The sequence below is a fragment of the Pseudomonas sp. ICMP22404 genome (genome assembly GCF_006227205.1).
In the GTDB taxonomy this organism is placed as follows: Bacteria; Pseudomonadota; Gammaproteobacteria; order Pseudomonadales; family Pseudomonadaceae; genus Aquipseudomonas.
The window spans coordinates 105,900-128,059 of record NZ_VCNG01000003.1 but is presented as its reverse complement, the minus strand read 5'-3'; the positions used below and the strand labels follow the sequence as shown (position 1 = coordinate 128,059).

General features: G+C 62.8%; 8 protein-coding genes (1 of these 8 only partly in view). 2 read left to right on the top strand and 6 right to left on the bottom strand.

What is annotated here, in order from left to right; genetic code table 11:
• Nucleotides 1-179: 179 nt before the first annotated feature.
• Nucleotides 180-908: an EthD domain-containing protein gene (locus tag FGE05_RS06560; RefSeq protein ID WP_139642761.1), complete on the bottom strand. Its 729-nt coding sequence runs from the start codon at nt 906-908 to the stop codon at nt 180-182.
• Nucleotides 909-1,596: 688 nt separating this feature from the next.
• Here FGE05_RS06560 and FGE05_RS06550 point away from each other — a divergent pair.
• On the top strand, nt 1,597-2,229 hold the full coding sequence (locus FGE05_RS06550; protein ID WP_139642753.1) for a response regulator transcription factor: 633 nt from the start codon (nt 1,597-1,599) through the stop codon (nt 2,227-2,229).
• Nucleotides 2,230-2,396: 167 nt separating this feature from the next.
• Here FGE05_RS06550 and FGE05_RS06545 read toward each other — a convergent pair whose 3' ends face one another.
• Both FGE05_RS06545 and FGE05_RS06540 read right to left on the bottom strand, forming a co-directional pair.
• Nucleotides 2,397-2,885 (bottom strand): hypothetical protein, encoded by a 489-nt coding sequence (locus FGE05_RS06545; protein ID WP_139642750.1) that lies wholly within the window; start codon nt 2,883-2,885, stop codon nt 2,397-2,399.
• A 469-nt stretch (nt 2,886-3,354) separates the two neighbouring features.
• Nucleotides 3,355-3,987 (bottom strand): response regulator transcription factor, encoded by a 633-nt coding sequence (locus FGE05_RS06540; protein ID WP_139642747.1) that lies wholly within the window; start codon nt 3,985-3,987, stop codon nt 3,355-3,357.
• A gap of 104 nt (nt 3,988-4,091) precedes the next feature.
• On the opposite strand from FGE05_RS06540, the gene FGE05_RS06535 reads away from it, so the two are divergent.
• A complete protein-coding gene (locus tag FGE05_RS06535) occupies nt 4,092-5,702 on the top strand; it encodes a hybrid sensor histidine kinase/response regulator (protein WP_139643649.1) in 1,611 nt (536 codons plus the stop codon).
• A gap of 47 nt (nt 5,703-5,749) precedes the next feature.
• Here the strand turns inward: FGE05_RS06535 and arsH are convergent, their stop codons facing one another.
• The 3 genes from arsH to FGE05_RS06520 all read right to left on the bottom strand — a co-directional run.
• Nucleotides 5,750-6,463: an arsenical resistance protein ArsH gene (arsH, locus tag FGE05_RS06530; RefSeq protein WP_139642744.1), complete on the bottom strand. Its 714-nt coding sequence runs from the start codon at nt 6,461-6,463 to the stop codon at nt 5,750-5,752.
• A 221-nt stretch (nt 6,464-6,684) separates the two neighbouring features.
• Entirely contained in the window at nt 6,685-8,049 is a 1,365-nt protein-coding gene (locus FGE05_RS06525) for an MFS transporter (RefSeq protein WP_176562984.1), read from the bottom strand.
• A 73-nt stretch (nt 8,050-8,122) separates the two neighbouring features.
• On the bottom strand, nt 8,123-22,160 hold the 3' portion of the coding sequence (locus tag FGE05_RS06520) for a non-ribosomal peptide synthetase (protein WP_139642737.1). It continues 3,761 nt past the right edge of the window; only the last 14,038 of its 17,799 coding nucleotides appear in the window; its start codon lies beyond the right edge, outside the window; the stop codon is at nt 8,123-8,125.

The following is a 22,160-nucleotide window of genomic DNA, read 5'->3' as shown; positions in this document are numbered from 1 at the left end:
CGTGTCCTGCTGAGGTCTTGTCCTGAGCTCTGTATGAAAAGCCTTGATACTCAGTGATGCTGCGCTGAAAACAGCCTCGGAATGCTGATTTACAACCCGTAAAGTCGAGCGCGACCGCGGCCGTTCCTCGGCTGTTTTCGCCTTGCCTGACCTTCGTCTCGAGACTTTTCACACAGGGCCTAGCGATCCAGGATGACAACCTCTTTGACGTACACGAAAAACGATTCGGACGACGTTGCGACCCCTTCATCAGAAAGCCGTTGGAACAGCGCCCTCTGATACTGACGAAAGATTGCAAGATCTGCTTCGTTTGCAAACCACATGCTGGAAACGCCTTCATAGACCGCTACGTTGGGGCCGAAGTAAGCCGTTACCCTGTCACCCTCGGGAAGATACTTGGAACGGACATGCCGGCCTAGAGCATGTTGGAAGTCAGGAAGCTGGCCGGCAATGGCGTCGTGGGCCAGATCCCAGGCGGTGAAAAAAGAATCCAGCGTCATTGCCGGGTTCTTCTTGATGAAGATCATCGCCTTCCATTGAAGGGGGCCGGTACCGTCCGCGGAGGTATCCGCTTCGTCCATCAATTGGGCGACTTGTTGGGAAAGATCAGCGAAATTTTCTGCATCAGGTCCGGTGGTTTGTTGGGTATAGGGATCGCTGAAGGTGCGAATCAGACCTGACATGTCGTCAAAAAATAATTCGGTGACCGAATCTCTGTGGAAGTTTTGCGTGTAGGCGATGTCGGCGTCGGTGCCGAAAGCAGAGTCGATGACATGATTCTGCACATATCGTTTGACCCCCAATGGTTTGGTTCTGGCGATTTTTCCATGCTCGTGCTCGATGTATGCCAAAAACTCAGCATGGGTCATTCCGGGTTTTCGGCGTACAGCGGCTAGGATCTTAATCATGAGGGCGCTCGCGTCTGATAAGGGGAAATTGTTTTTAACTTGCTACACATCGAAGGCGGTTTTTCAGGCTGAACTTAGCGCTGCAGCCTTGTTTTTAGATGTGTAAATAGAAGATAAGGCGAACATTCGCCTCCCAACCAATCGGTGTTTCTGCTAGGAGGTATCACGTAGGCACATACTTGACGAGCTTTCATGTGAGGCGCGCTTTGCGCCGTACAGCTCGGCTAAGTTACTTCGACATCCGGATGGATTGCCTTTCTTGGGAGAGGCCGGGAGTTGGCCGTTGTGACACATCGCGCAGCTACGGTTGAATGCGCCTTCGGGCTCTTGAGCCGCCTCAGCGGAAGCAAAGAAAACCATGCGGGCGGACACTATTATTTTTTTCAAAATTGACCCTTGAATGTGTCATTTTTTTCATGCAGGGACAGCGTCTGGCAGGGCTAGGATAATGATTAAATCGGTGAGAGGTTTTTTGATAAGAGAGGGGTACAGTCGAGTTTTAATTCGTAGAATGCAAGGCCATCATCAATAATATGAAGCTCCAAGGGCCGTCCAAGTCCGTTCCGGACGGCAGTGCAGAAGCTCATAGTACAAATGTGCTAGGTCAGGTGTTCTATATCCTAAGTCGTGTGAGTCGGACATCATCGGATGGTGTTTTTACTCGAATGGACGTCGTGTGTTTTGTGATATGAGCTGCCGAATTATCGTCGCAGACGAGCATCCGCTGTTTCGCGAAGGGATGACGGTATTGTTGGAACGCTTAATACCTGGCGCGTTGATCGAACAAGCCGGGAGCCTTGAAGAAGTACGAGCCCTGATAGTCGATGGACGCTCCCTTGATGCATTAATTCTTGACATGCGCCTTCCTGGGTTAAGTTCAGTTGGAGACTTGGCACAATTGCGTCAGGAAATAAAGCACGTCAAAGTAGTCGTCGTGTCGACAGTTGATGACGGTGAAACTGTCGAGCAAGTCATGAGTGCAGGTGTAAACGGGTTTGTCGGCAAGAGCCTTTCTTCAGAGGAAGTTGGCAAGGCCATTTCGAGCATTCGAAGTGGCGAGGTACTGGTCAAATACGAGTCTTCGGATCCTATGCCGCCGGATTTGGATGACGACATGAGCAGGTTAACCCTCAGGCAGAGGGAGGTCTGGCAACTGATTGCTCAAGGCAAGACCAACAAACAGATCGCCGCGGCGCTTGAAATTTCTCCCTTCACAGTGCGGATCCATGTTTCTTCGCTGATACGTGTGCTAAACGTGCCCAACAGAGCGGTGGCCGCTGCGCGTTTTGCGGGTCGCCAGACCATTGGCCCCGTGCGTTAGTCAGGCGACCGAGTATTGATATCGCGCTGGCAACCGTAGCCAACGTATGGGGTATCACACCCTGTCATCAGGGTGCTGACAAATGCCAGCACCCGTGGTCCGCATCTTATTGGATACAAGCATCGAAGCGTCCCTTTTTCGGGAAGAAACTCAACGAGTGTTATCCATTAATAGATCCGGTAATACTTCACAACGTCGTCCTCGAAATAAATCGTCAGGACGGTGCCTTGAGTCTGGCTTTGGCCTGTTCTCGTGCCGGTTACGCTGCTCACATCGTTAGCAACGCCTTGTGCCTTCGAGGCTTGCGCGGAGGCGTCATACATTTTCAGGCTGGTCTCGGTCGAGACATATTTGTGAGCCAGTTTCATGTATTTGTCCAAGCCCTCTTCGCGCTTGTCATAGGTCCAGTTCGACTCGTTGTTTGTACTCGTCGAGTTCAGCTCTTCACTGGCGGGTGCGCCGAACATTTGGCTGATTTGGCTTTTGGTTGTTTTGCCTGGAATGATCGTTTGTTTCAAGTAAACGGTGTCATATTTTTTAGCGCCCGGATTCAAGGAGTTCATCAGGTCGCCCGTATTCGTGCAACCGCTGAGGGCGCCGGCCAGCAAGCACAGTGCTATTCCGTTTTTAAGGGCTCTTCCGTAGTTGAGAGACATAATACTTACCTTAGTAATTGCCGGCCCTTCCATTTCAACTGGCCAGGTGGTTAGTCGAGCTCGCGCTTACTCCGCGTTGATGTTTGTCAACGGGATTCGCTCATCATGTTTTTTGCATCGTGCGCAGTTATGCCAAACGACGCACGGCGTGTTTGTTATATTGCATGAGGCTGTTGTAAAGACTCTTTATCGAGCCTTTACAGCTTAGGGCGGGAGGGCGGATCGACGCTATAGTACACGTGTGCTATGGCGAGGATCGCATACAGGGTCGATAACTCGTTCGCTGTAGTTACGGCGAACCTGCTTCCTAGGTTCTGTACGAAAAGTCTTGAGACGAAGGTCAGGCAAGGCGAAAACAGCCGAGGAACGCCCGGGGTCGCGTCCGACTGTACTGGAGTACATGAGCATTCTGAGGCTGTTTTCAACGCAGCATGAACGAGTATCAAGGCTTTTCGTACAGAACCTAATCTTAAGTTTTTGCTGACCAGCCCCCACTGGTTGGAAAGTTGGCGAACTGCGCGGCCGCGGCCGCGCGGGTGGGAACATTCAAGGCTTTGAGCAAGCTGGAGACATGGATGCGTACGGTGAACGGCGAAATGCCCAGCTCCTTGGCTATTTCCTTGTTGGTCTTGCCCGCAGCGATCAGGCCGAGCACTTGCCGCTGTCTCGCCGTGAGCTGGGCGACCACATCGTCCACGACCGAGTTTTCCGATTGGTACTTGACGACCACTTCACCCTCGCGAATCGCCATGATGGCTTCGGCAATGCTGGTCGGATCGACATTCTTGCCGATGAAACCGTCCGCACCCAAGGCCATTACCTGGGAAATGACATCCATGTCTTCTACCATCGAGACGATAATGATTGAGGTGCGCTTGAACTCGGCGCGTAACTGGCCGATGACCTGTAACGATTTGATACCTGGAAAGCGCAGGTCAAGAATCAGTGAATCCACCTCCACGCCAGTTCGCGCCAGTGTCAGCACTTCATCCAGATTGCCAGCCTGTTCGATGTGCGCCGCAGGTAGAAGTCTTTCTATGGTCCTGAGCATACCCTCGCGAAACAACGGATGGTCATCCGCCACAATGACTCTGCATGTCATGGCCCAAGATCCTCCTGACCTTAAAGTCCATGCATCGTAACCTAAACAGGAACTTTGGGTTTCAACCTTGAAACAACTCTTCATAATGGAATATTCCCGTGACAATGACGGAAAAGAACAGTGAGCTTGACCAGGCGACATTACGGTTGACGGTCAGCACCTGTGCCTCGCTCTATATCATCGTGGTGGCCTGCCTGCCCTCCAGTGATTTCGCCACGTATACCCCTATCATGTGGTACATGGCTTTTTTCATCAGTGTTGCGATCCCGCTGCGCATGGCGATCAAGCGCTGGCCGGGACACTTTTTCTGGCGTCGGCTGTTTGCAATGGCCCACGACTACTCGGGGATTGCGTTTGCCCTGAGCGTGGGTGGGGAAGGGGCATTGCCGGTGTACGCTGCTTTGCTTTGGGTTACGTTGGGCAATGGCATGCGCTTCGGTTCGCGCTACCTGGCAGCGGCGACGCTGATAGCCCTTGGCATGCTGGTCTTGATTTTTCTGTTCACGCCGTTCTGGCGCGGACAGCCCTATATGTTTCTTATGCTGATCGTCACCACCATCGTGGTTCCCGCCTACGCGCACATCCTGTTGACCCGCACCCGGATTGCTTCGGAAGAGGCCATTGCCGCTAATCATGAGAAGTCCCGGTTCCTCGCCCAAGCCAGCCATGACTTGCGCCAACCAATCCATTCCATCGGCCTGTTCACCGCTTGCCTGCGTGACGCCAAGCTGGGCCTGGAGGAGCTGCGCCTGGTCGATAACATCGATCGCTCACTGCATACCGTGTCACAACTGTTCCGTTCGATCCTGGATATCTACACGCTCGACAACGGGCAGCTCGAGCCGAAGTCCGAATCCGTACACTTGGGTGCGTTGCTTCAAGACGTGGTCAAGCAAAACACTGAAGCCGCCCGTTGGGCAGGTGTCGAATTGCGCTTGCGACCCTGTCAGCATTGGGTCAATGCCAATGCCGGCCTGTTAGCGACCATGGTGCAGAATCTGGTTTCCAACACGCTCAAATATGCGCCAGGCCAACCGGTATTGATTGGCGTAAGGCCCAAAGACCGGGGGCTGTCCATCGTCATCTACGACAAAGGACGGGGCATAGCCAGCGAGCATCTGCCTGAGGTATTCAAAGAGTTCTATCGGGTGCGTCACGTACGTGACAAGGACGTTGAAGGCCTGGGGTTGGGATTGTCGATCGTCAAGCGTATCAGCCACTTGCTCAAGCTGGATATTCAGCTGGATTCAAGGCTCGGTAAAGGGACTCGTGCCACGATCACAGGATTGGAAAGGGTCGCACCAAGGGTGGAGCCGAACCGCGCTGCACCTACGCATAGCCGCTTACAGGGTTTGCGGGTGTGCCTGGTAGAGGATGATCCCAACGTGTTGATGGCAACATCCGCGCTGTTGGAAAAATGGGGCTGTGAGGTCGAGACCCACGGTGATGGAGTGAACGTGACCAGCGACTGCGACATCATCATCGCGGACTTCGATTTGGGGACGAAGATCTCGGGCTCCGAGTGTATAGCGGCGATTCGCGAGCAGCGCGGTTGGGAAGTTCCGGCAATGATCATGACGGGCCATGAAATTGAAAGAATCCGTCACGCGTTGCACAACATGAATATCTCGGTTCTGGCAAAGCCCGTACGTCCGCCGGAGCTACGGGCGACATTGCTTGAACTGACTAAGCATTTTGCCAGAGAGAGTCATTAACGGGCGCATTGTGCAGGTGACCTATATAAGTATTATCAGCCGAGACTTCAAATAGATCGCTGGTTGACTCGCTTGGAGAGTTCCACCGCGGATTCCTTGCGCTCCGAATAACGATCGACCAGGTAGTCCTGGCGGTCTCGCAACAGCAATGTGAACTTCATCAGCTCTTCCATTACGTCAACCAGCCGGTCGTAGTACGAGGACGGTTTCATGCGGCCTGCATCATCGAACTCGGTAAAGGCCTTCGGCACCGAGGACTGATTCGGGATGGTGAACATGCGCATCCAACGACCGAGTACCCGTAACTGATTGACCACGTTGAAAGATTGCGAACCACCACACACTTGCATCACTGCCAACGTCTTCCCCTGCGTAGGGCGCACAGCCCCCATCGCCAAAGGCACCCAGTCAATCTGTGCCTTGAATACCGCACTCATGGAGCCGTGCCGCTCAGGAGAGCACCAAACCTGGCCTTCCGACCATTGCATCAGTTCGCGCAGTTCCAGGACTTTGGGGTGGCTGTCGGGCGCATCATCCGGTAGGGGTAGGCCGGATGGATCGAAGATTCGAGTTTCGGCGCCAAACTCATCCAGAAGGCTTGCGGCTTCCTGAGTCACCAACCGGCTGAAGGAACGCTCTCGTGTCGATCCATAGAGAAGGAGGATTCGAGGCTTGTGAACTGAGGGCGTGCGTGGCGTCAGTTGCTCCAGGGTGGGAATGTCGATGAGATCGGCCTGTACGTTCGGCAGTGAATCCTGCATATAAACTCCTGAGGCGACACCACCCAGGCACTGCTCCGGTTGATCGTTACGCGCACCGATGCCCCAATGGGGCACGATGCTGACCAGGTTCGAACAGGACTTTGATCGGGGCGGTCACAACCTTTTTACATATGGAAAATCGAATATACGTATTTTCGAATATGTCGTAAAGCACACCGGTTCGATCATGCCGTTTCCTTGCGAGGCCAGGGTTGGCAGATTCAACAAGGTCCCGCGTCGGGCGCAAACGGCGCAAGCGCAGGCGTCCATCCTGGTGCCAGCCGCCGTAGCGGCGTGATGAGCAGACCGAGACAGGCCAGTAGCACATACAAAAGCCCGGCGATGGCAAACAGCAAACTCAAGCCGCCGATCTTGCCGCTGCCCAGCAGCGGGGCGAGCGCGTCCTGCCAATCACCGGGAGCGCTCAACAGCGGGATCGCCCAACCGTCCGCCAGGGTCCCGGCGCCCAGTGCACCAATCGGCATTGCCAGCAGGCAAACCATCTGCCGCGTCGACAGGACGCGCCCCAGCACTTCGGCAGGCAGGCTGCGTTGCCAGAAGCTCTGGTCGCTGCTGGTGCTCAGCGAGAAGCAGCCAAACGCGACGAAAGCCGCTGCGTACAGCAGCACCGGCGAGTCACTGATGCCAATACCTAGCACGCTGGCCCCCAGCAACAGGTCCGCGAGCAATACGGTACGGATCAGCCGCGCCGGTGGCCTGGCCACCACCCACAACGAGCCGGCGAGCATGCCCAGGCCGCCACAGGTCATCACAGTGCCCAGCACCAGCACCGAATGGCGCTCCATCACCAGAGGTGACATCAGCGCCGAGGCCAGGCCGAGCATCAGGTGTTCCAACGCCAGGTAGGCCAACAATGCCCACAGCGCCGGGCGGGCGCGCAGCACCGCCAGTGCAGTCGGCACGCCGTCGGTGGACGCGACGCGGCCCGTGCCACTGATGCGTAGCGCCGAAGCGACTACCGCCAGCCATATCAGGATGCCCGCAGAAAACAGCACCGCGCCCACGTCCAGCCACAGCACCCCGGAAACACCGACAGCACCCAGCAGTAGTGCCGCCAGGGTCGGCGCGAGCAGTTGCGGCAAGCCGACCATCAGTTGCATCAAGCCGTTGGCCCGTCCGATGGCGCGAGGGCTGTGCAGCAAGCGCGGGATCGCCGCCTGGCAGACCAGCATGCGCAGCACCTGGGCACTGGAGTTGACCGCCGCGAAGGCATACACCTGGCTGTGATCCAACGCGCCTTGGTCGAACAGCCACCACAGCACCAGCGCGGCGAGGCCGCTGCAGCATTCGACACCGAGCAAAATCGCCCGTGCCTCGCAACGGTCCACCAGCCAGCCGGCCAATGGCGCCAGGAGCAGGCCGGGCAACGCCGACAAGGCGATGACCCAGGCGTAATCGGTGACACTGGCGTGTTGCTGCAACAACCAGATGCCCAGGCTGAAAGCCGCCAGGGCCGATCCCATAGTCGACGCGACCTGGCCGAGCCAGGCCCACAGCCAGGGCCGGATCTCCCGCGCCGCTTGTGGGAGCGAGCCTGCTCGCGATGGCGATGGGGCAGTCGACATAAATGGCGACTCAGTGCCCGCTTCGCGAGCAGTCGCGCGCGTGTTGCGGGGAAACGATGTATCTGAGCCTGCATCAATCTTCATGGGATAACGGCGCCTCTAGCGCGGGCCAATGGTGGCGTAGGTGAGCGGCCAGGGTGGGGGCCGATCGTGCCTTGAGGATCGACAGGTGGTCGCAGTCGGCGATCACGCACTGTTGGCAGTCCAGGGCAACGGCACTCCAGTGCTGTTCGACTGGCGGTGGTGGTCGGCGGCCATGCTCGGCTTGCAGCAGTACGACGGGGCCCGGGTAGGCTGGTGTCGGCTGGTAGTCGGTCGCCAGGTTGGCCTGGAACACCCGCAGCGGGCCGCGCAGTGACGTGGCTCTGGCCTGTGCCGGCATCAAGCCGACAGCCTGCATGCGCTCCAGCAACGTGGCGCATTGTTCTTCCGGCTCCTGATTCGCCAGGGTGTCCAGATCAAGCTCCAGGCTGCATCCGGCGTCGAGTTCCAGCAACGCCACGTAACGCCCCAAGGCCTCGCGGGCATCGCGGGCCATGCGCTTGCCCGGTACACGGCTGTCGATCAGCAACAGCGGTGCCACCTGCGCACCGCTCGCCTGCAACTGGCGGGCGATTTCAAAGGCCAGCCAGCCGCCGAACGAATGTCCCAGCAGGTAGTAGGGCCCCTGTGGCACCTGGGCTCGGATTTCCCGCACGTAGGCGCGGGCCGCCGCTTGCACCGACCCATGGGGTTCGCTACGGCCATCGAGGCCACGGGCTTGCAGCCCGATCACCGTCAACCGTGCATCCAGCTGGCGCACCAAAGGCACGAAACTGCTCACGTTGGCGCCTGCGCCCGGCACCATGAACAAGCAGGGCGCAGTGGGCGAGCCGGTTTGCAACGTCAGGCTGGCACGGCTGGCGGCAGATTGAAGCGGATGCGCCTCGCTCTGTGCCAGTGCCCGCTCCAGGGCAGCCGCCAGGCCTTGCAGATGCGTCGGATCGCGCATGATCGACCAGTGATCGCCGGCGACCCGCTGTTCCACCAAGTCCGGGCCCAGCAGCGCTCGCCAGTCGGCGCCCAGGTCGCGGGTGCCGATCAACTCGGGACGCGCCAAAACCGCACTGAACAGATGCACCGGCAAGCCCAGTGGCGCCGGTCGGTAGCGAACCATGGCGTTGCGCAAGGTCAGGTTCAAGCGCGCCCGGCGGATCAGTGCCGGGCGATCGAAGGCGGGCGGCAACCAACCGCGGGTGCGCGCCGTGGCGAGCACGGCGTCGAGGTCCAGGCCGCTGTGCCATGGCACCTGCTGGTCCTCATCGACCTGCTGGGTGGCCAGATAGCCAAGCAACTGCTCGCGCAGATCGCTTTCGCCGAGGCTGAAGGGCAACACCGGCGCCCGCAGCGCCCCTGGCTGGCTGCTGTCGATCAGCCCGAGGAACGCCACCTGCTCGTCCTCGCCCAGCAGTTGCCGCGCCATTTCATAGGCCAGCACACCGCCGGCCGACCAGCCCGCCAGCCGATAAGGACCGTCGGGCTGAACAGCGCGCAACAGCGTGATGTAGCGCTTGGCGAGGGTCGGGTTGTCGACACCGTCTTCCAGCTCGGCTGCGGCCTGCACGGCGTAGAGACCAAGCTCCGGGTCCAGGTGGCGGGCCAACCGTTCATAGGGCAGCGCTTCGCCGGTGCCTTCGTGGATGAAGAACAGCGGCGGCTGGCGGCCGCTGCCCGGACGAATACATAGCAGGCCCTGGGGGCCAGCGGCGTCCCGCGTCACCACCTGACTGGCCAGTGCCTCCAGGTCCTCGGCGTTGAAAAGCGCCCCAACGGTGACGTCCAGGCCTTGCGCGCGTAGACCGTCGAGCAGTTGCACCAACAGCAATGAATGCCCGCCGAGGGCAAAGAAGTTGTCTTCGCGGCCGACCTGCTCGACTCCCAGCAATTGCGACCACAGTTGCGCCAGACGGGTTTCCGTGGCGCCGCGGGGTGGTGTGTAGGGGCGTTGTTGCAGAGCCTGGTGGTCTGGCGCTGGTAAGGCACGTCGATCAAGTTTGCCGTTGGCAGTCAGCGGCCATTCTTGCAACTGGACATAGGCGCCGGGCAGCATGTGCGCTGGCAGCTGTTCGGCCAGGGCCGCGCGCAGCGCACCCGGTGCCAGGTCGCCACCCGGCTCGGCCAGCAGGTAAGCGACCAGGCGCGGATCACCCGGCTCGTCCTGGCGCGCCAGCACCACGGCTGAGCGCACGCCGTCCAGCGCCGCCAGGCGCGCTTCGATTTCCCCCAGCTCGATGCGAAAGCCGCGCACTTTGACCTGCTGGTCGTTACGGCCCAGGTACTGCAACCGGCCGTCGGCGGTCCAGCGGGCCAGGTCGCCGGTCTTGTAGAGCCGCTCTCCGCGACTTCCGGCGAACCGCGCAGGCTGGAAGCGTTCGGCATCCAGGGCCGGTCGGTTCAGGTAACCCCGGGCAAGGCCGGGCCCGGCAACGTGGATCTCGCCGACCACGCCTTGGGGCACCAGCTCGCCATGCTCATCGAGCAAATAGATCCGCAGGTCCGGGATCGGCCGGCCGATGGGCACCAGTCCGGTGTCGGCGTCGCAGTCGGCGGCTTCAATCGGTTGATAGGTGACGTGCACCGTGGTCTCGGTGATGCCGTACATATTCACCAGTTGTGTACGGTGACTGTCCGGCCGCGCGAACCAGGGCCGCAGCGCGGCGCCGTCGAGTGCTTCCCCACCGAACACGATGCAGCGCAGGCGATGGGGCTCGGCGCGGGTCTGCTTCATCCAGGCATAGAAGGCGCTAGGGGTCTGGTTGAGGACCGTGACGCCAGCGTCTACCAACAGGTCGTAGAAGTCCTGCGGACTGCGTGAGGTCAAGTACGGCACCACCACCAGCCGGCCGCCATGCAGCAGCGCGCCCCAGATTTCCCAGACCGAGAAGTCGAACGCGAACGAATGGAACAGCGTCCAGACGTCCCGTTCGTTGAAGCCGAACCAGCCTTCGGTAGCACTGAACAGTCGCAGTACCGCGCGGTGTTCAATCATCACGCCCTTGGGCACGCCGGTGGAACCGGAGGTGTAGATGATGTATGCCAGGTCGGCATCGCTGGCCTGGGGATCGGCGGGCAGGTCTGTCCCGGGCTGCTCGCTCCAGTTGCCGCGGTGCGGGTCCAGGGACAGCACCGTGCAGGCGGCAGGCACCTGCAGCGCTGGCGGTAGTGCCCCGAGGGTCAGCACCACCCGGGGGCTGCTGTCGCCAAGGATGAAGTTCAAGCGTTGTGCGGGATAGACCGGGTCCAGCGGCACATAGGCGCCGCCGGCCTTGAGACTGGCCAGGATGCCAACGAGCATGTCCAAGCCGCGCTCGGCGTGGATCGCCACACGGATGTCCGGGCCGACACCCAGCTCCCGCAGGCGATGAGCCAGGCGGTTGGCGCGCTGGTTGAGCGCCCGATAACTGAGGGTCTGCGTGCCGTATTGGAGTGCAATGGCATCGCCTCGGCGCGCCGCCTGGGCCTCGAAACGCTGGTGCAGGCGTTCGCCCGTCGCCGGCTCTACGCGGACGACCGGGTTGAAACCGTCGAGCAACTTTTGGCGTTCGGTCCGGCTGAGCAAGTCGATGCTGGTCACGGTCTGTCGATCGTCGGCGACCATGGCCCGCAGCACCGCCAACAGCGCATGCCAATGGCGCGCCACGGTAGCGGCATCGAATAGCGCAGTGGCGTAATTGAAACCGCCCTGGATCACGCCCTCGGCCTCATGGACGTCCAGCGCCAGGTCGAACTTGGCCGTGGTCACGGGTGCGCCCACGCTTTCCAGCTGCAAGCCGTTGCCCAGGTCAAGCTCCCCACGGGGCGCGTTCTGCCAGGCCAGCATCAATTGGAACACTGCGTTATGGGCCTGCGACCGCGGTGGGTTGAGGGCTTCGATGACCTGCTCGAAGGGCAAGTCCTGATGGTCCTGGGCGGCGAGGGCGAGCGCCCTGACCTGGGCCAGCAGTGCGTCGACCCGCGGCCCTTCGTCCAGGTCGATGCACAGGGCCTGGAAGTTGACGAAGAAGCCAATCAGTGGTTCCAGCTCGACCCGGGCACGGTTGGCGACGGGTGAGCCGATGACCACCTGGGCTTGGCCCGAGAGGCGACTGACCACCACGGACCAGGCGGCCAGCAAGGTCATGTACAAGGTGACGCCATGGCGCTGGCTCAAGGTTTTGAGACCCCGGGTCAGTTCTGCGTCGATATGCACTGGCAAGCTGGCCCCCGCGTAATCCAGCCGCGGCGGACGTGGCCGGTCGGTGGGTAGGGTGACGCAGCTCGGTGCGGCGCCCAGGTGTGCAGTCCAGTAGGCACGCTGGCGCTGCAGTTCATCGCCTTGCAGCCAGTGGCGTTGCCACAGGGTGTAGTCGCCGTACTGGCGCGCCAGCGCCGGCAATGGATCGTCCCGGCCCTGGCTGAAGGCCTGGTAGAGGCGGGAGAATTCGTCGGTGAGCACCCCCATGGACCAGCCGTCCGAGACCAGATGGTGCACGGTTACCAGCAGGATGTGGTCATCAGTGCTCAGGCGCAGCAGGCGGGCACGGACCGGCCATTGACAGGTGAGGTCGAAGGGCCGGTCGGCTTCTTCGGCGCAATCGGCCTGCCAATCCGTCGCGCCGGCGGTACTCAGGTCCAGGCTGACCAGCGGCAAGGCAGCGGGCGGGTCGATGACCTGTCGCGCATGTCCGGCCAGGCTGACGAAGCGCGTGCGCAGGCTTTCATGGCGCGCCACGATGCGGTCAAGGGCCCGACGCAGGGCGTTTTCATTCAATTGGCCACGCAAGCGCAAACCGGCCGGCATGTTGAAGGCCGCTGTCGAATCCGGATTGAGCTGCTGGATCAACCACAGGTTTTGCTGGGCGAACGACAGCGGTAGCGGTTGACTGCGATCAGCCTCCGGCAACGGTTCCTGGCGGTTGTGGACGGAGCCGCCAAGCAGCGTGGCCAAGGCGTGCAGGCGCGGCTGGGCGAAGACCGCCGAAAGCGGCACTTCCAGACCCAACCGATGGCGGACCTGGGCGAGCAAACGCAACGCCAGCAGCGAATGCCCGCCGAGGGCGAAAAAGTCATCCTCCCGGCCAATCGACTCGACGCCAAGCAGTTCACTCCAGATCGCCGCCAGACTGGCTTCCAATTCGCCTCGCGGCGCGCTGTAAGGCGTCTGGGCGAATGACTCGGGCGTTGGGGCCGGCAGGCGCAGGCGATCGACCTTGCCATTGCCGGTCAGCGGCAGGCTCGCCAGTTGCACGAAGGCGCTTGGCAGCATGTACTCCGGCAGGCGTTCGCTCAACTGGCTGCGCAACGCCAATGGTGACAGCGCTTGGGCGGCGCTGAAATAGGCCACCAGGCGGGGCTCCCCATGTTCGCCCGGTTGCACGACGACCACCGACTCGCGAATGCCGGGCACTTGATCGAGGCGACTCTCCACCTCGGCCAGCTCGACCCGATAACCGCGGATCTTGACCTGCGAGTCGTTGCGTCCCAGGTATTGCAAGGTCCCCTCGGCGGTCCAGCGCGCCAGGTCGCCGGTTTTGTACAGGCGTGCTTCGGAGCGTGGGTCTAAGGGGTATTCAATGAAGCGCTCGGCGGTCAGGTCCGGTCGATTCAGGTAGCCTTGGGCCAGGGCCAGGCCCTTCACATGCAGCTCACCCACGGCCCCTTGGGGCACCCACTGGCCATGTGCGTCCAGCAGGCACACCTGGGTGTTGGCAATCGGCCGACCGATCACCGGTACGTCGGCCCATTGCTCGGGATCATCGCCCAAGGTATGGGCACAGACCACATGGGTTTCGGTCGGACCGTAGTGGTTATGCAGGTGCGCCTGGGGATGCCGGAGGAAAAACGCGCGCAGCGCCGCGGTGATGCGCAAGGCTTCGCCGGCAACGATCACATCGCGCAGCGCCGGCAATGCCAGCGGCGCTTCGCTCCAGCGCTCGGCCAGTGCCGCCAGGGCAATGTACGGCAGGAACAGGCGCTCGATGCGGGTCTCGCAGAGCCACTGCGGCAGGGCGGCGAGGTCCAGGCGCCGGGTCTCTTCCAGCAGCACCAGCGTACCGCCGCTGCCCAGGGTGGAGAACACTTCCTGGAAGGCCACGTCGAAGCCCAGCGCGGCGAATTGCAGGGTGCGCGCGGCACCGGGCAGCGCCTGGCCAGCCTGCCAGGTCAACAGGTTGCTCAGAGCCAGATGCCCCATGGCGACACCCTTGGGCAGGCCGGTAGAGCCGGAGGTGTACATGACGTACGCCAGATCGTCCGGGTTCGGTTGCCCCAGCGGTGGTGCGGCGGGGGCTGGTGTCGCGGTGGCCGAGAGGCGGACGGACAACGTGCGGCAGCCCTCGCCAGTCTGCAAGGCCTCGACGCGCTCGACATCCCACAGCAGCAGGCAGGGCTGGCAATCGTCGAGGATGCCTTGCCGACGGGCAATCGGCTGGCTGGGGTCGAGCGGCACGTAGGCCGCCCCGGTCTTGAGCGTGGCAACCAGGGCCAGCACCATTTCCAGGCTACGGGGCAGGTGGATGGCCACGCGTTGGCCGGGCCCTGCACCCTGGTCGATCATTGCCCAGGCCAAGTGGTTGGCCTGGCGGTCCAGTTCCCCATAGCTCAAGCCGCGCCCATGCAGTTCGACGGCAATGGCGTCAGGCTGCAGCAGCGCTTGACGTTCGAAGGGGCGGTGCACCCAGCCCGCTTCAGGAAATGGCGTCGGCGCCGGGTTGAGCTGGTGCAGCAGGCGCTGGCGTTCGTCGGCGTCGACCAGTGCCAGGTGCGTGACCGCCTGGCGATCGTCGGCGATGAACTGACGCAGCACCTGGACCAGATAGGACCAATGCCGGCTGATGCTGGCGCAGTCGTACAGGGCGGTGGCGTAATTGAGCCCGCCGACGATCCGTCCCTCGGCTTCGTAGAGTTCCAGGGAAAGATCGAACGGCGCGGTGGCCTGCTCGCCGGCCAGGGGCGTGAGGCTCAAACCGTCGAGGTCCAGGCTGCTGCGAGGCGCGTTCTGCCAGGCGAACATCAGCTGAAACACCGGCGTATGAGCCAGAGAGCGCGGCGGGTTGAGCGCCTCGACCACATGCTCGAACGGGACGTCCTGGTGGGCTTGGGCCTGCAAGGCATGCTCGCGGACCTGGGCCAGCAACTGGCCGACTTCCGGTGCGCCGCTCAAGTCCACACACAATGCCTGGGTGTTGACGAAAAAGCCGATCAGCGGCTCCACTTCGCTGCGCGTGCGGTTGGCCACCGGGGTGCCGATCACCACCCGCGTCTGGCCGGACAGGCGCGCCACCACCACGGACCAGGCCGCCAACAGCGTCATGTACAACGACGTGCCATGGCGCCGCCCCAGCGCCTTAAGCGCCGAAGCGGTGGACTCATCCAGGGCCACCTCCAGGCGCGCACCGGCGAAATCCTGGCGCGGCGGCCGCGGGCGGTCGGTGGGCAGGTCGACCCGTTCCGGGGCCTCGCACAGGTGTTCGAGCCAATAGGCCAACTGCCTGGCGCCACGCTCCCCGGCCAACCATTCACGTTGCCAGGCGGCGTAGTCGGCGTATTGAATGGCCAGGGGCGCGAGCGAGTCGGGTGCGTTGCCGTGGAAAGCTTTGTACAGAACCGAGAGCTCGTCGATCAGCACGCCGATGGACCACCCGTCAGCAATGATGTGGTGCAAGGTCACGTGCAGTACGTGGCGATGGACACCTTGGCGCGCCAACCACACCCGCAGCAGCGGACCCTCGCTCAGATCGAAGGGCCGAGCGGCTTCGAGGGCCATGGCGGGCTGCAAGTCGGCGGCTTCGGCCAGCTCCACCCGTTCATAATCCCAGCGTGGCGTGGGGTCTATGACCTGATGGACTTCGCCGTCCTGCTCGATGAACCGCGTGCGTAGCACCGCGTGGCGCTCGACGATACGCGTCAGGGCACTGCGCAGGGCGTTTTCGTCCAACTCTCCATCCAATTGCAGGGCACCGCTGATGTGATAGGCGGCGCTGGCCTGGGCATCCAACCGTGCGATGAACCAGAGCCGCTGTTGGGCGAATGACAAGGGCCGCGCTGCTGCCTGCGGCAACACGGGAATGCCGGTCAGGACACTGCATGTCGCGTTGGCCAGCAGCGGTGCCAGTCCGGCCACGCTCGGGTGCGCGTACAGGGCGGCCAGGGGCAGTTCCAGGCCCAGGCGCTGGCGCACCCGCGAAACCCATTGCACGGCCAGCAGCGAATGCCCACCCAGCTCGAAGAAATCATCGTGTCGACCCACCCGGGCCACGCCCAAGAGGTCGCACCAGATGTCGGCCATGAGGCATTCCTGTTCGCCACGCGGTGCCTCGTAGGCTTGGGTACTCCAAGCGTCTTCGCCGGGGGGCGGCAAGGCCGCGCGGTCGAGTTTGCCGTTTGGCGTCAGCGGCAGGCTGTCCAGCGGTACGATCAGGGCCGGTACCATGTGCCTCGGCAAAACCGCGGCCAGGGCATCGCGCAGGGCCGGCGCGACCAGCGGTCCATGATCGGCGGCCGCCACGGCGTAGGCCACCAACGCCGGCTCGCGACCCTCGCGCGCCAGCGCCAGCACCGCCGCCGCGCTGACCTGGGGCAATGCCAGCAAAGCCGCTTCGATTTCCCCCAGTTCGATGCGGAAGCCACGGATCTTGACCTGGAAGTCGTTGCGTCCCAGGTAGTGGAGTTGACCCTCGGCATCCCAGAAACCCAGGTCGCCCGTGCGGTACAGCCGCGCCGTCGGGTCGCTGCTGAACGGGTCGGCCAGGAAGCGCTCCTGGGTCAGTTCCGGGCGACGATGGTAACCCCGCCCGACGCCGGCACCGCCGATGTACAGCTCGCCCGGCACGCCCACCGGCAATGGCTGCAGGGCCTCGTCGAGGACATGCACCTGGGTGTTGTCGATGGGCCGGCCGATGTGCGGCAGGAACCCACGGTCACGGTCCATCGACACCCAGGTCGAATAGACCGTGGTTTCGGTCGGGCCGTAGAGATTGTTGACCTGGCGCACGACGCTATCGGCGAACAACCGCTCCACCAGTGCCCGAGGCAACGCCTCGCCGGCCAGGTTGACGCACGCCAGCGAAGCCGCCAGGGCATCGGCGCGCAGCAGCGCGTCGAGCGCCGACGGCACGGTGTTGAGCAGGCTCAGTTCCGGGCGCTGATCGAGCAAGGCGAGGGCATCGTCCACCAGTTCCAGGGTGCCGCCACAGGACAGCGGTGCGAAGCACTCGAACACCGACAGGTCGAAGTTGATCGAGGTGCTGAACAGGCTGCGTTCGAGGGTTTGCGCACTGAAGCTGCGCAGCGCCCAGTCAAGGAAGTTGCGCGCGTTGCGGTGCTCGATCATCACACCCTTGGGCTGCCCGGTGGAACCGGACGTGTAAATCATGTAGGCCAGGTGATGGGGCTCAAGCCCCGCGCCCAACGGCGCGACGCCCTGTGGTGCGTCGTTGCCGCGCAGCACCTCGTCGACGTTCAGGCGCTGGCAATCGCTGGCGAGGGGCAGCGTCAGCGGCGCATCGCCCATCGTCAGGATTGCCACCGGGGCGCTGTCTTCGAGCATGTAGGCCAGGCGCTGGGCCGGGTACACCGGGTCTAGCGGAACATAGGCACCGCCGGCCTTGAGCACGGCGAACAGCGCGACGATCAGTTCGGGGCTGCGGCGCAAATGGATGCCGACCCGCTGGTCGGGGCCGACGCCGAGTGCCTGCAGATGCCGAGCCAGTAGATTGGCTTGGCGCTCCAATTGGGCATAGGTCAGCTCACGACCCTTGCAACGTACCGCCACGGCCGCAGGCGTAAGACGCGCCTGGGCTTCGACGCGCGCGTGCAGCAGGGCGCGCTCGGGTTGGGCCCGCTGGGTGGCGTTGAACCGCGCCAGTTGCTGGCGTTCTTGCGCCGGCAGTACGTCGAGGCAGCGGGCAAGCCGCTGCGGGTCGCTATCCAAGGCTTCGACAAGGCTCACCAGGGCGCAGTGCATGAAGCTCCAGGCCCGTTGCGCGCCCACCGTGCCGGCGACTTGCGCGGTCAGGCTGAAGCCCTGGCCCAGGTCGTCCACGGAAAAGGTGAAGGGATAGTTGGTGCGCTCGGCGGTGCTGAGCACGCGCATACCCTCCACCTGCTGGTGCGGGGTGTCTTCCAGGCTGTAGCGGAAATTAAGCAAGGCGCAAAACAGCGGCGAACTGGACGGCACGCCGCTGTAACGCTGGGCCAAGGCCAATGGCGTGTGCTCATGTTCGAGCAGCGCCGACAACGCCTGATGGGTGTGTTGCAGGCTGTCGACCACCGAACGCTGTGCAAAACCGATGCGCAGCGGCAGGGTATTGATGAACACACCCAATGCCTGGTCGGCACCTTGCACCCCTTGCAGTCGCCCCAGCAACACCGTGCCGAACACCACATCGGCGCGGCCGGTGGCCTTGCCCAACACCAGCGCCATGGCCAGGTGAAAGAGGCTGGCCACCCCCACCCGGTGCCGACGCGCGGCCTGGCGCAGGGCAGTTGCCAGCGCCGGTTCAAGAAGGGCGCGTTCCTCATCAAGGGCGCCGGTATTCTGCACGTCGAGCAGGCCGAACGGGGCCGTGGGCTCGCTGACGTCGGCCAGCATCGATTGGAAAAACGCCTGCTGCCGGACGCGGTCCTGGCTCCGCCGGGCGTGCGCGACGAAGCGGCGGAACGGCACCGGTTCCCCCAGTGCACTGGCCCGGCCCTGTTGAATCAGGACAATTTCTTCGACCATGCGCTCCAGGGTGGTGTGGTCCAGTACCAGGTGATGGTGCAAGACCTGCAACAGCCAGCGCTGCTGCGCGGCGTCGAATGCCTTGACCACCCGCAGCAACGGCGCCTGGCGAATGTCCAGGCGTCGCTGGCGGGAGTCGGTATGGGCTTGCAACTGCGCCAGCGCATCGTCCTGGGTGATACGCAGGACCTCGACCGGCAGCGGCGCGGTGCGCCAGACCACCTGCACCGGTTGGTCCAGGTCTTCCCAGGCCAGGGCGGTGCGCAGGATGTCGTGACGCGCGATGACCCGTTGCAAGGCTTCGCAGAACGCGTCCAGGCCGGTCTCCTGGTCAAACGCCAGGGTGGTGTGCAGCAGGTAGGTGTCGCCCTGATCCTGCAAGAGATAATGAAAAAACAGGCCTTCCTGCAACGGGGCCAAGGGGTAGATGTCCTGTACGTTGGCCGCGCCCCCTTCAACATTGGCAACGATCCGATCGATCTGTGCCTGGGTCAGGTCCACCAAGGGCAGCAGGTCCGGGGTGATCCGGGTACAGCCCGCTGGCAAGGAACTGGCTGATACGTCAAGGGGGGCTGCCGGCGTTTCGCCGTGTTCAGCCAGGATCGCCGCGAGTGCGCCGACCGTAGGGGCGCCGAACAGCGTCCGTACATCGATGGCCCAACCGTCCACCCGCAGCTGCTCGACCAACTGCACCGCCAGCAGCGAATGCCCGCCCAGGGCAAAGAAGTTGTCCTGGCGTCCCACCCGCGGCACGCCGAGGGTTTGCGCCCACAGCTCGGCGAGACGATGTTCTACGGGGCCTTGCGGTGCTTCGTAGCGCTGCAGGGCGAAGTGATTTTCACTCGGCTCGGGCAGTGCGCGGCGGTCCAGCTTGCCGTTGGCGGTCAGGCTAAAAGCCTCCACGTGCACAAAGGCCGCCGGCAGCATGTAGTCGGGCAATACCGCGGCCAACCGGGCCCGTAGCTCATCGGGCTGTTGAGCCTGGGTCGCACTGAAATAGGCCAATAAGCGCTGCTGGGCGTCGACTCGCACCACCGCTTCGGTGATGCCGGGCAGAGCCTTGAGCTGCGCTTCGATTTCCCCCAGCTCGATGCGAAAGCCGCGAACCTTGACCTGCAAGTCGTTACGTCCGAGGAACATCAGCACGCCGTCGGCACGCCAACGCACCAGGTCACCGGTGCGGTACAGCCGTTTTCCAGAGGTGAAGGGGTTGGCGACGAAGCGCTCTTCGCTCAATTGCGCCTGATTCAGGTAACCGAGGGCCAGCCCGTCGCCACCGATGTACAGCTCGCCAGCGACGCCGATGGGCACTGCCTGGCGCTGCTCGTCGAGGACGTAGACCTGGGTATTGCCGATGGGCCGACCGATGGGAATGTCGCCCGCCAGTGCATCCTCAAGGGTGATGCGATGGGTGGTGGCGAAGGTGGTGCTTTCGGTGGGGCCATAGCCATTGAGCAATTGTCCGGGGGGCGATCGGCGCAGCACCCGTTCGATGCAGCGCGGGTCGAGCACATCACCGCCCACCATCAGCAAGCGCAAGGCGGCGAAGGCCGGGGCCAAAGCGTCGGCGAACTGATGGAACAACCCGGCGGTGAGCCACAGCACGCTGACTTCGTGGCGCAGCAGGTATTCATTCAAGCGCTCGGCGTCGAGCACGATCTGGCGCGGGCAGACCACCAGGCAGCCACCATTGAGCAGGGCGCCCCAGATTTCCAGGGTGCTGGCATCGAAGGCCGGATTGGCGGCCAGGGCGATGCGGTCCTGAGCGCTGAAGTCGGCAAAGCCGTTGTTGCGCACCAGCCGAGTGACTGCTCGGTGAGGCACTTGCACGCCTTTGGGCACGCCAGTGGAGCCGGAGGTGTACATGATGTAGGCAGGGGCATTCGCCGGCGCCGCGTTGACCTGACGCTGGGGCGCGTCATCGTCCAGGGACAGGTCCGAGTCCCACGGCACCAGCACTCGGCACGCCATGGCAGCGTCCAGCGGCGCTTCCGGCCATTCGTCAACGAGCAACCAGGCGCTGGCGCAATCCTCGAGCAAGGCGCGTTGGCGCTGCGCCGGGATGGCGGTGTCGATGGGCACGTAGGTCGCGCCATTTTTCAGGATTGCCAGAATTGCCGTGATCAGGCGCGGGCCACGCTCCAGGCACAGCGCCACCCGGGCACCTTCGCCAATGCCTTGGGCGGCCAGCCAGTGAGCCAGTTGCTCGGCGCGCTGGTCGAGCTGGCGGTAACTCATGGCGCCGGCGTCGTCCTGGATTGCCGTGGCTTCGGGCCGGCGACGAGCCTGGGCCTCGAAGAGGCTGTGCAACGGCTCGTCGGCGGGGTAGTCGTGGGCCGTGTCATTGAAGCCGTGCAACACCTGGTGGCGTTCGTCTTCACCGAGGATCGACAGCCCATCGAGCGTCTGCCGGTCATCGTTGACCATGGCTTGCAAGGTGGTGCACAGCGCCTGCCAATGACGTTGCACGGTGGCAGCGTCGAACAGGGCGGTGGCATAGGTCAGGCGGCCGGCGATCATGCCGTCGCGTTCGTGCAGGTTCAGGGTCAAGTCGAACTTGGCGCTGTCTTCGGCGGTGGCCAGCGGCGTCAGCTCCAGGGCGCCCAGTTCAAGGCTCGGCTGCGGCGCGTTCTGCCAGGCGAACATGACTTGGAAGATCGGGCTGTGGGCCAGCGAACGCGGCGGATTCAGAGCCTCCACCAACTGCTCGAAGGCGACGTCCTGGTGCGCCTGGGCGTCCAGGGCGGTGCGCCGCACTTGGCCCAGTAGCTGGTCCACTCGTTCGACATCGACAAACCGCACGCGCAGAGCCTGGGTGTTGACGAAGAAGCCGATCAGCGGCTCGATTTCGGCGCGGGTGCGGTTGGCCAGTACCGAGCCGATCACCAGGTCATCCTGCCCGGACAGGCGCGCCAGGACCACCGACCAGGCAGCCAGCACGGTCATGAACAGGGTGTTGCCATGGCGCTCGCTAAGTTGCCTGAGGGCCTGCACCAATGCGGCCTCCATGCTCACTTCGAGACTGGCACCGGTGAAATCCTGCTGCGCCGGGCGCGGCCGGTCCAGCGCCAATTGCAGCAACGGCGGGGCATCGGCGAGTTGCACGCGCCAGTAGGCCAATTGTTCGGTGACCCGTTGGACCTGACGGGGAGAGCGCTGCCACAGCGCGTAGTCGGGGTACTGGATGGCCAGTGGCGGCAGGGGATCGGTGCGGTCCTGGATGAACGCTCGGTAGAGTTCGCTCAGCTCACGGATGAGCACGGCCAGCGACCAGGCGTCGCCGACGATATGATGCAAGGTCACCAGCAGCACATGCTCCTGGTCGGCCAGGCGCAACAGACAGCCACGGATCAGCGGACCACGTGCCAAG

Bases quoted from the DNA above. Each gene is read 5' to 3' on its own strand.
- arsH (WP_139642744.1), bottom strand. From the start codon at position 6,463: ATGCAGGATTCACTGCCGAACGTACAGGCCGATCTCATCGACATTCCC.
- FGE05_RS06550 (WP_139642753.1), top strand. From the start codon at position 1,597: ATGAGCTGCCGAATTATCGTCGCAGACGAGCATCCGCTGTTTCGCGAA.
- FGE05_RS06560 (WP_139642761.1), bottom strand. From the start codon at position 908: ATGATTAAGATCCTAGCCGCTGTACGCCGAAAACCCGGAATGACCCAT.
- FGE05_RS06525 (WP_176562984.1), bottom strand. From the start codon at position 8,049: ATGTCGACTGCCCCATCGCCATCGCGAGCAGGCTCGCTCCCACAAGCG.
- FGE05_RS06545 (WP_139642750.1), bottom strand. From the start codon at position 2,885: ATGTCTCTCAACTACGGAAGAGCCCTTAAAAACGGAATAGCACTGTGC.
- FGE05_RS06535 (WP_139643649.1), top strand. From the start codon at position 4,092: ATGACGGAAAAGAACAGTGAGCTTGACCAGGCGACATTACGGTTGACG.
- FGE05_RS06540 (WP_139642747.1), bottom strand. From the start codon at position 3,987: ATGACATGCAGAGTCATTGTGGCGGATGACCATCCGTTGTTTCGCGAG.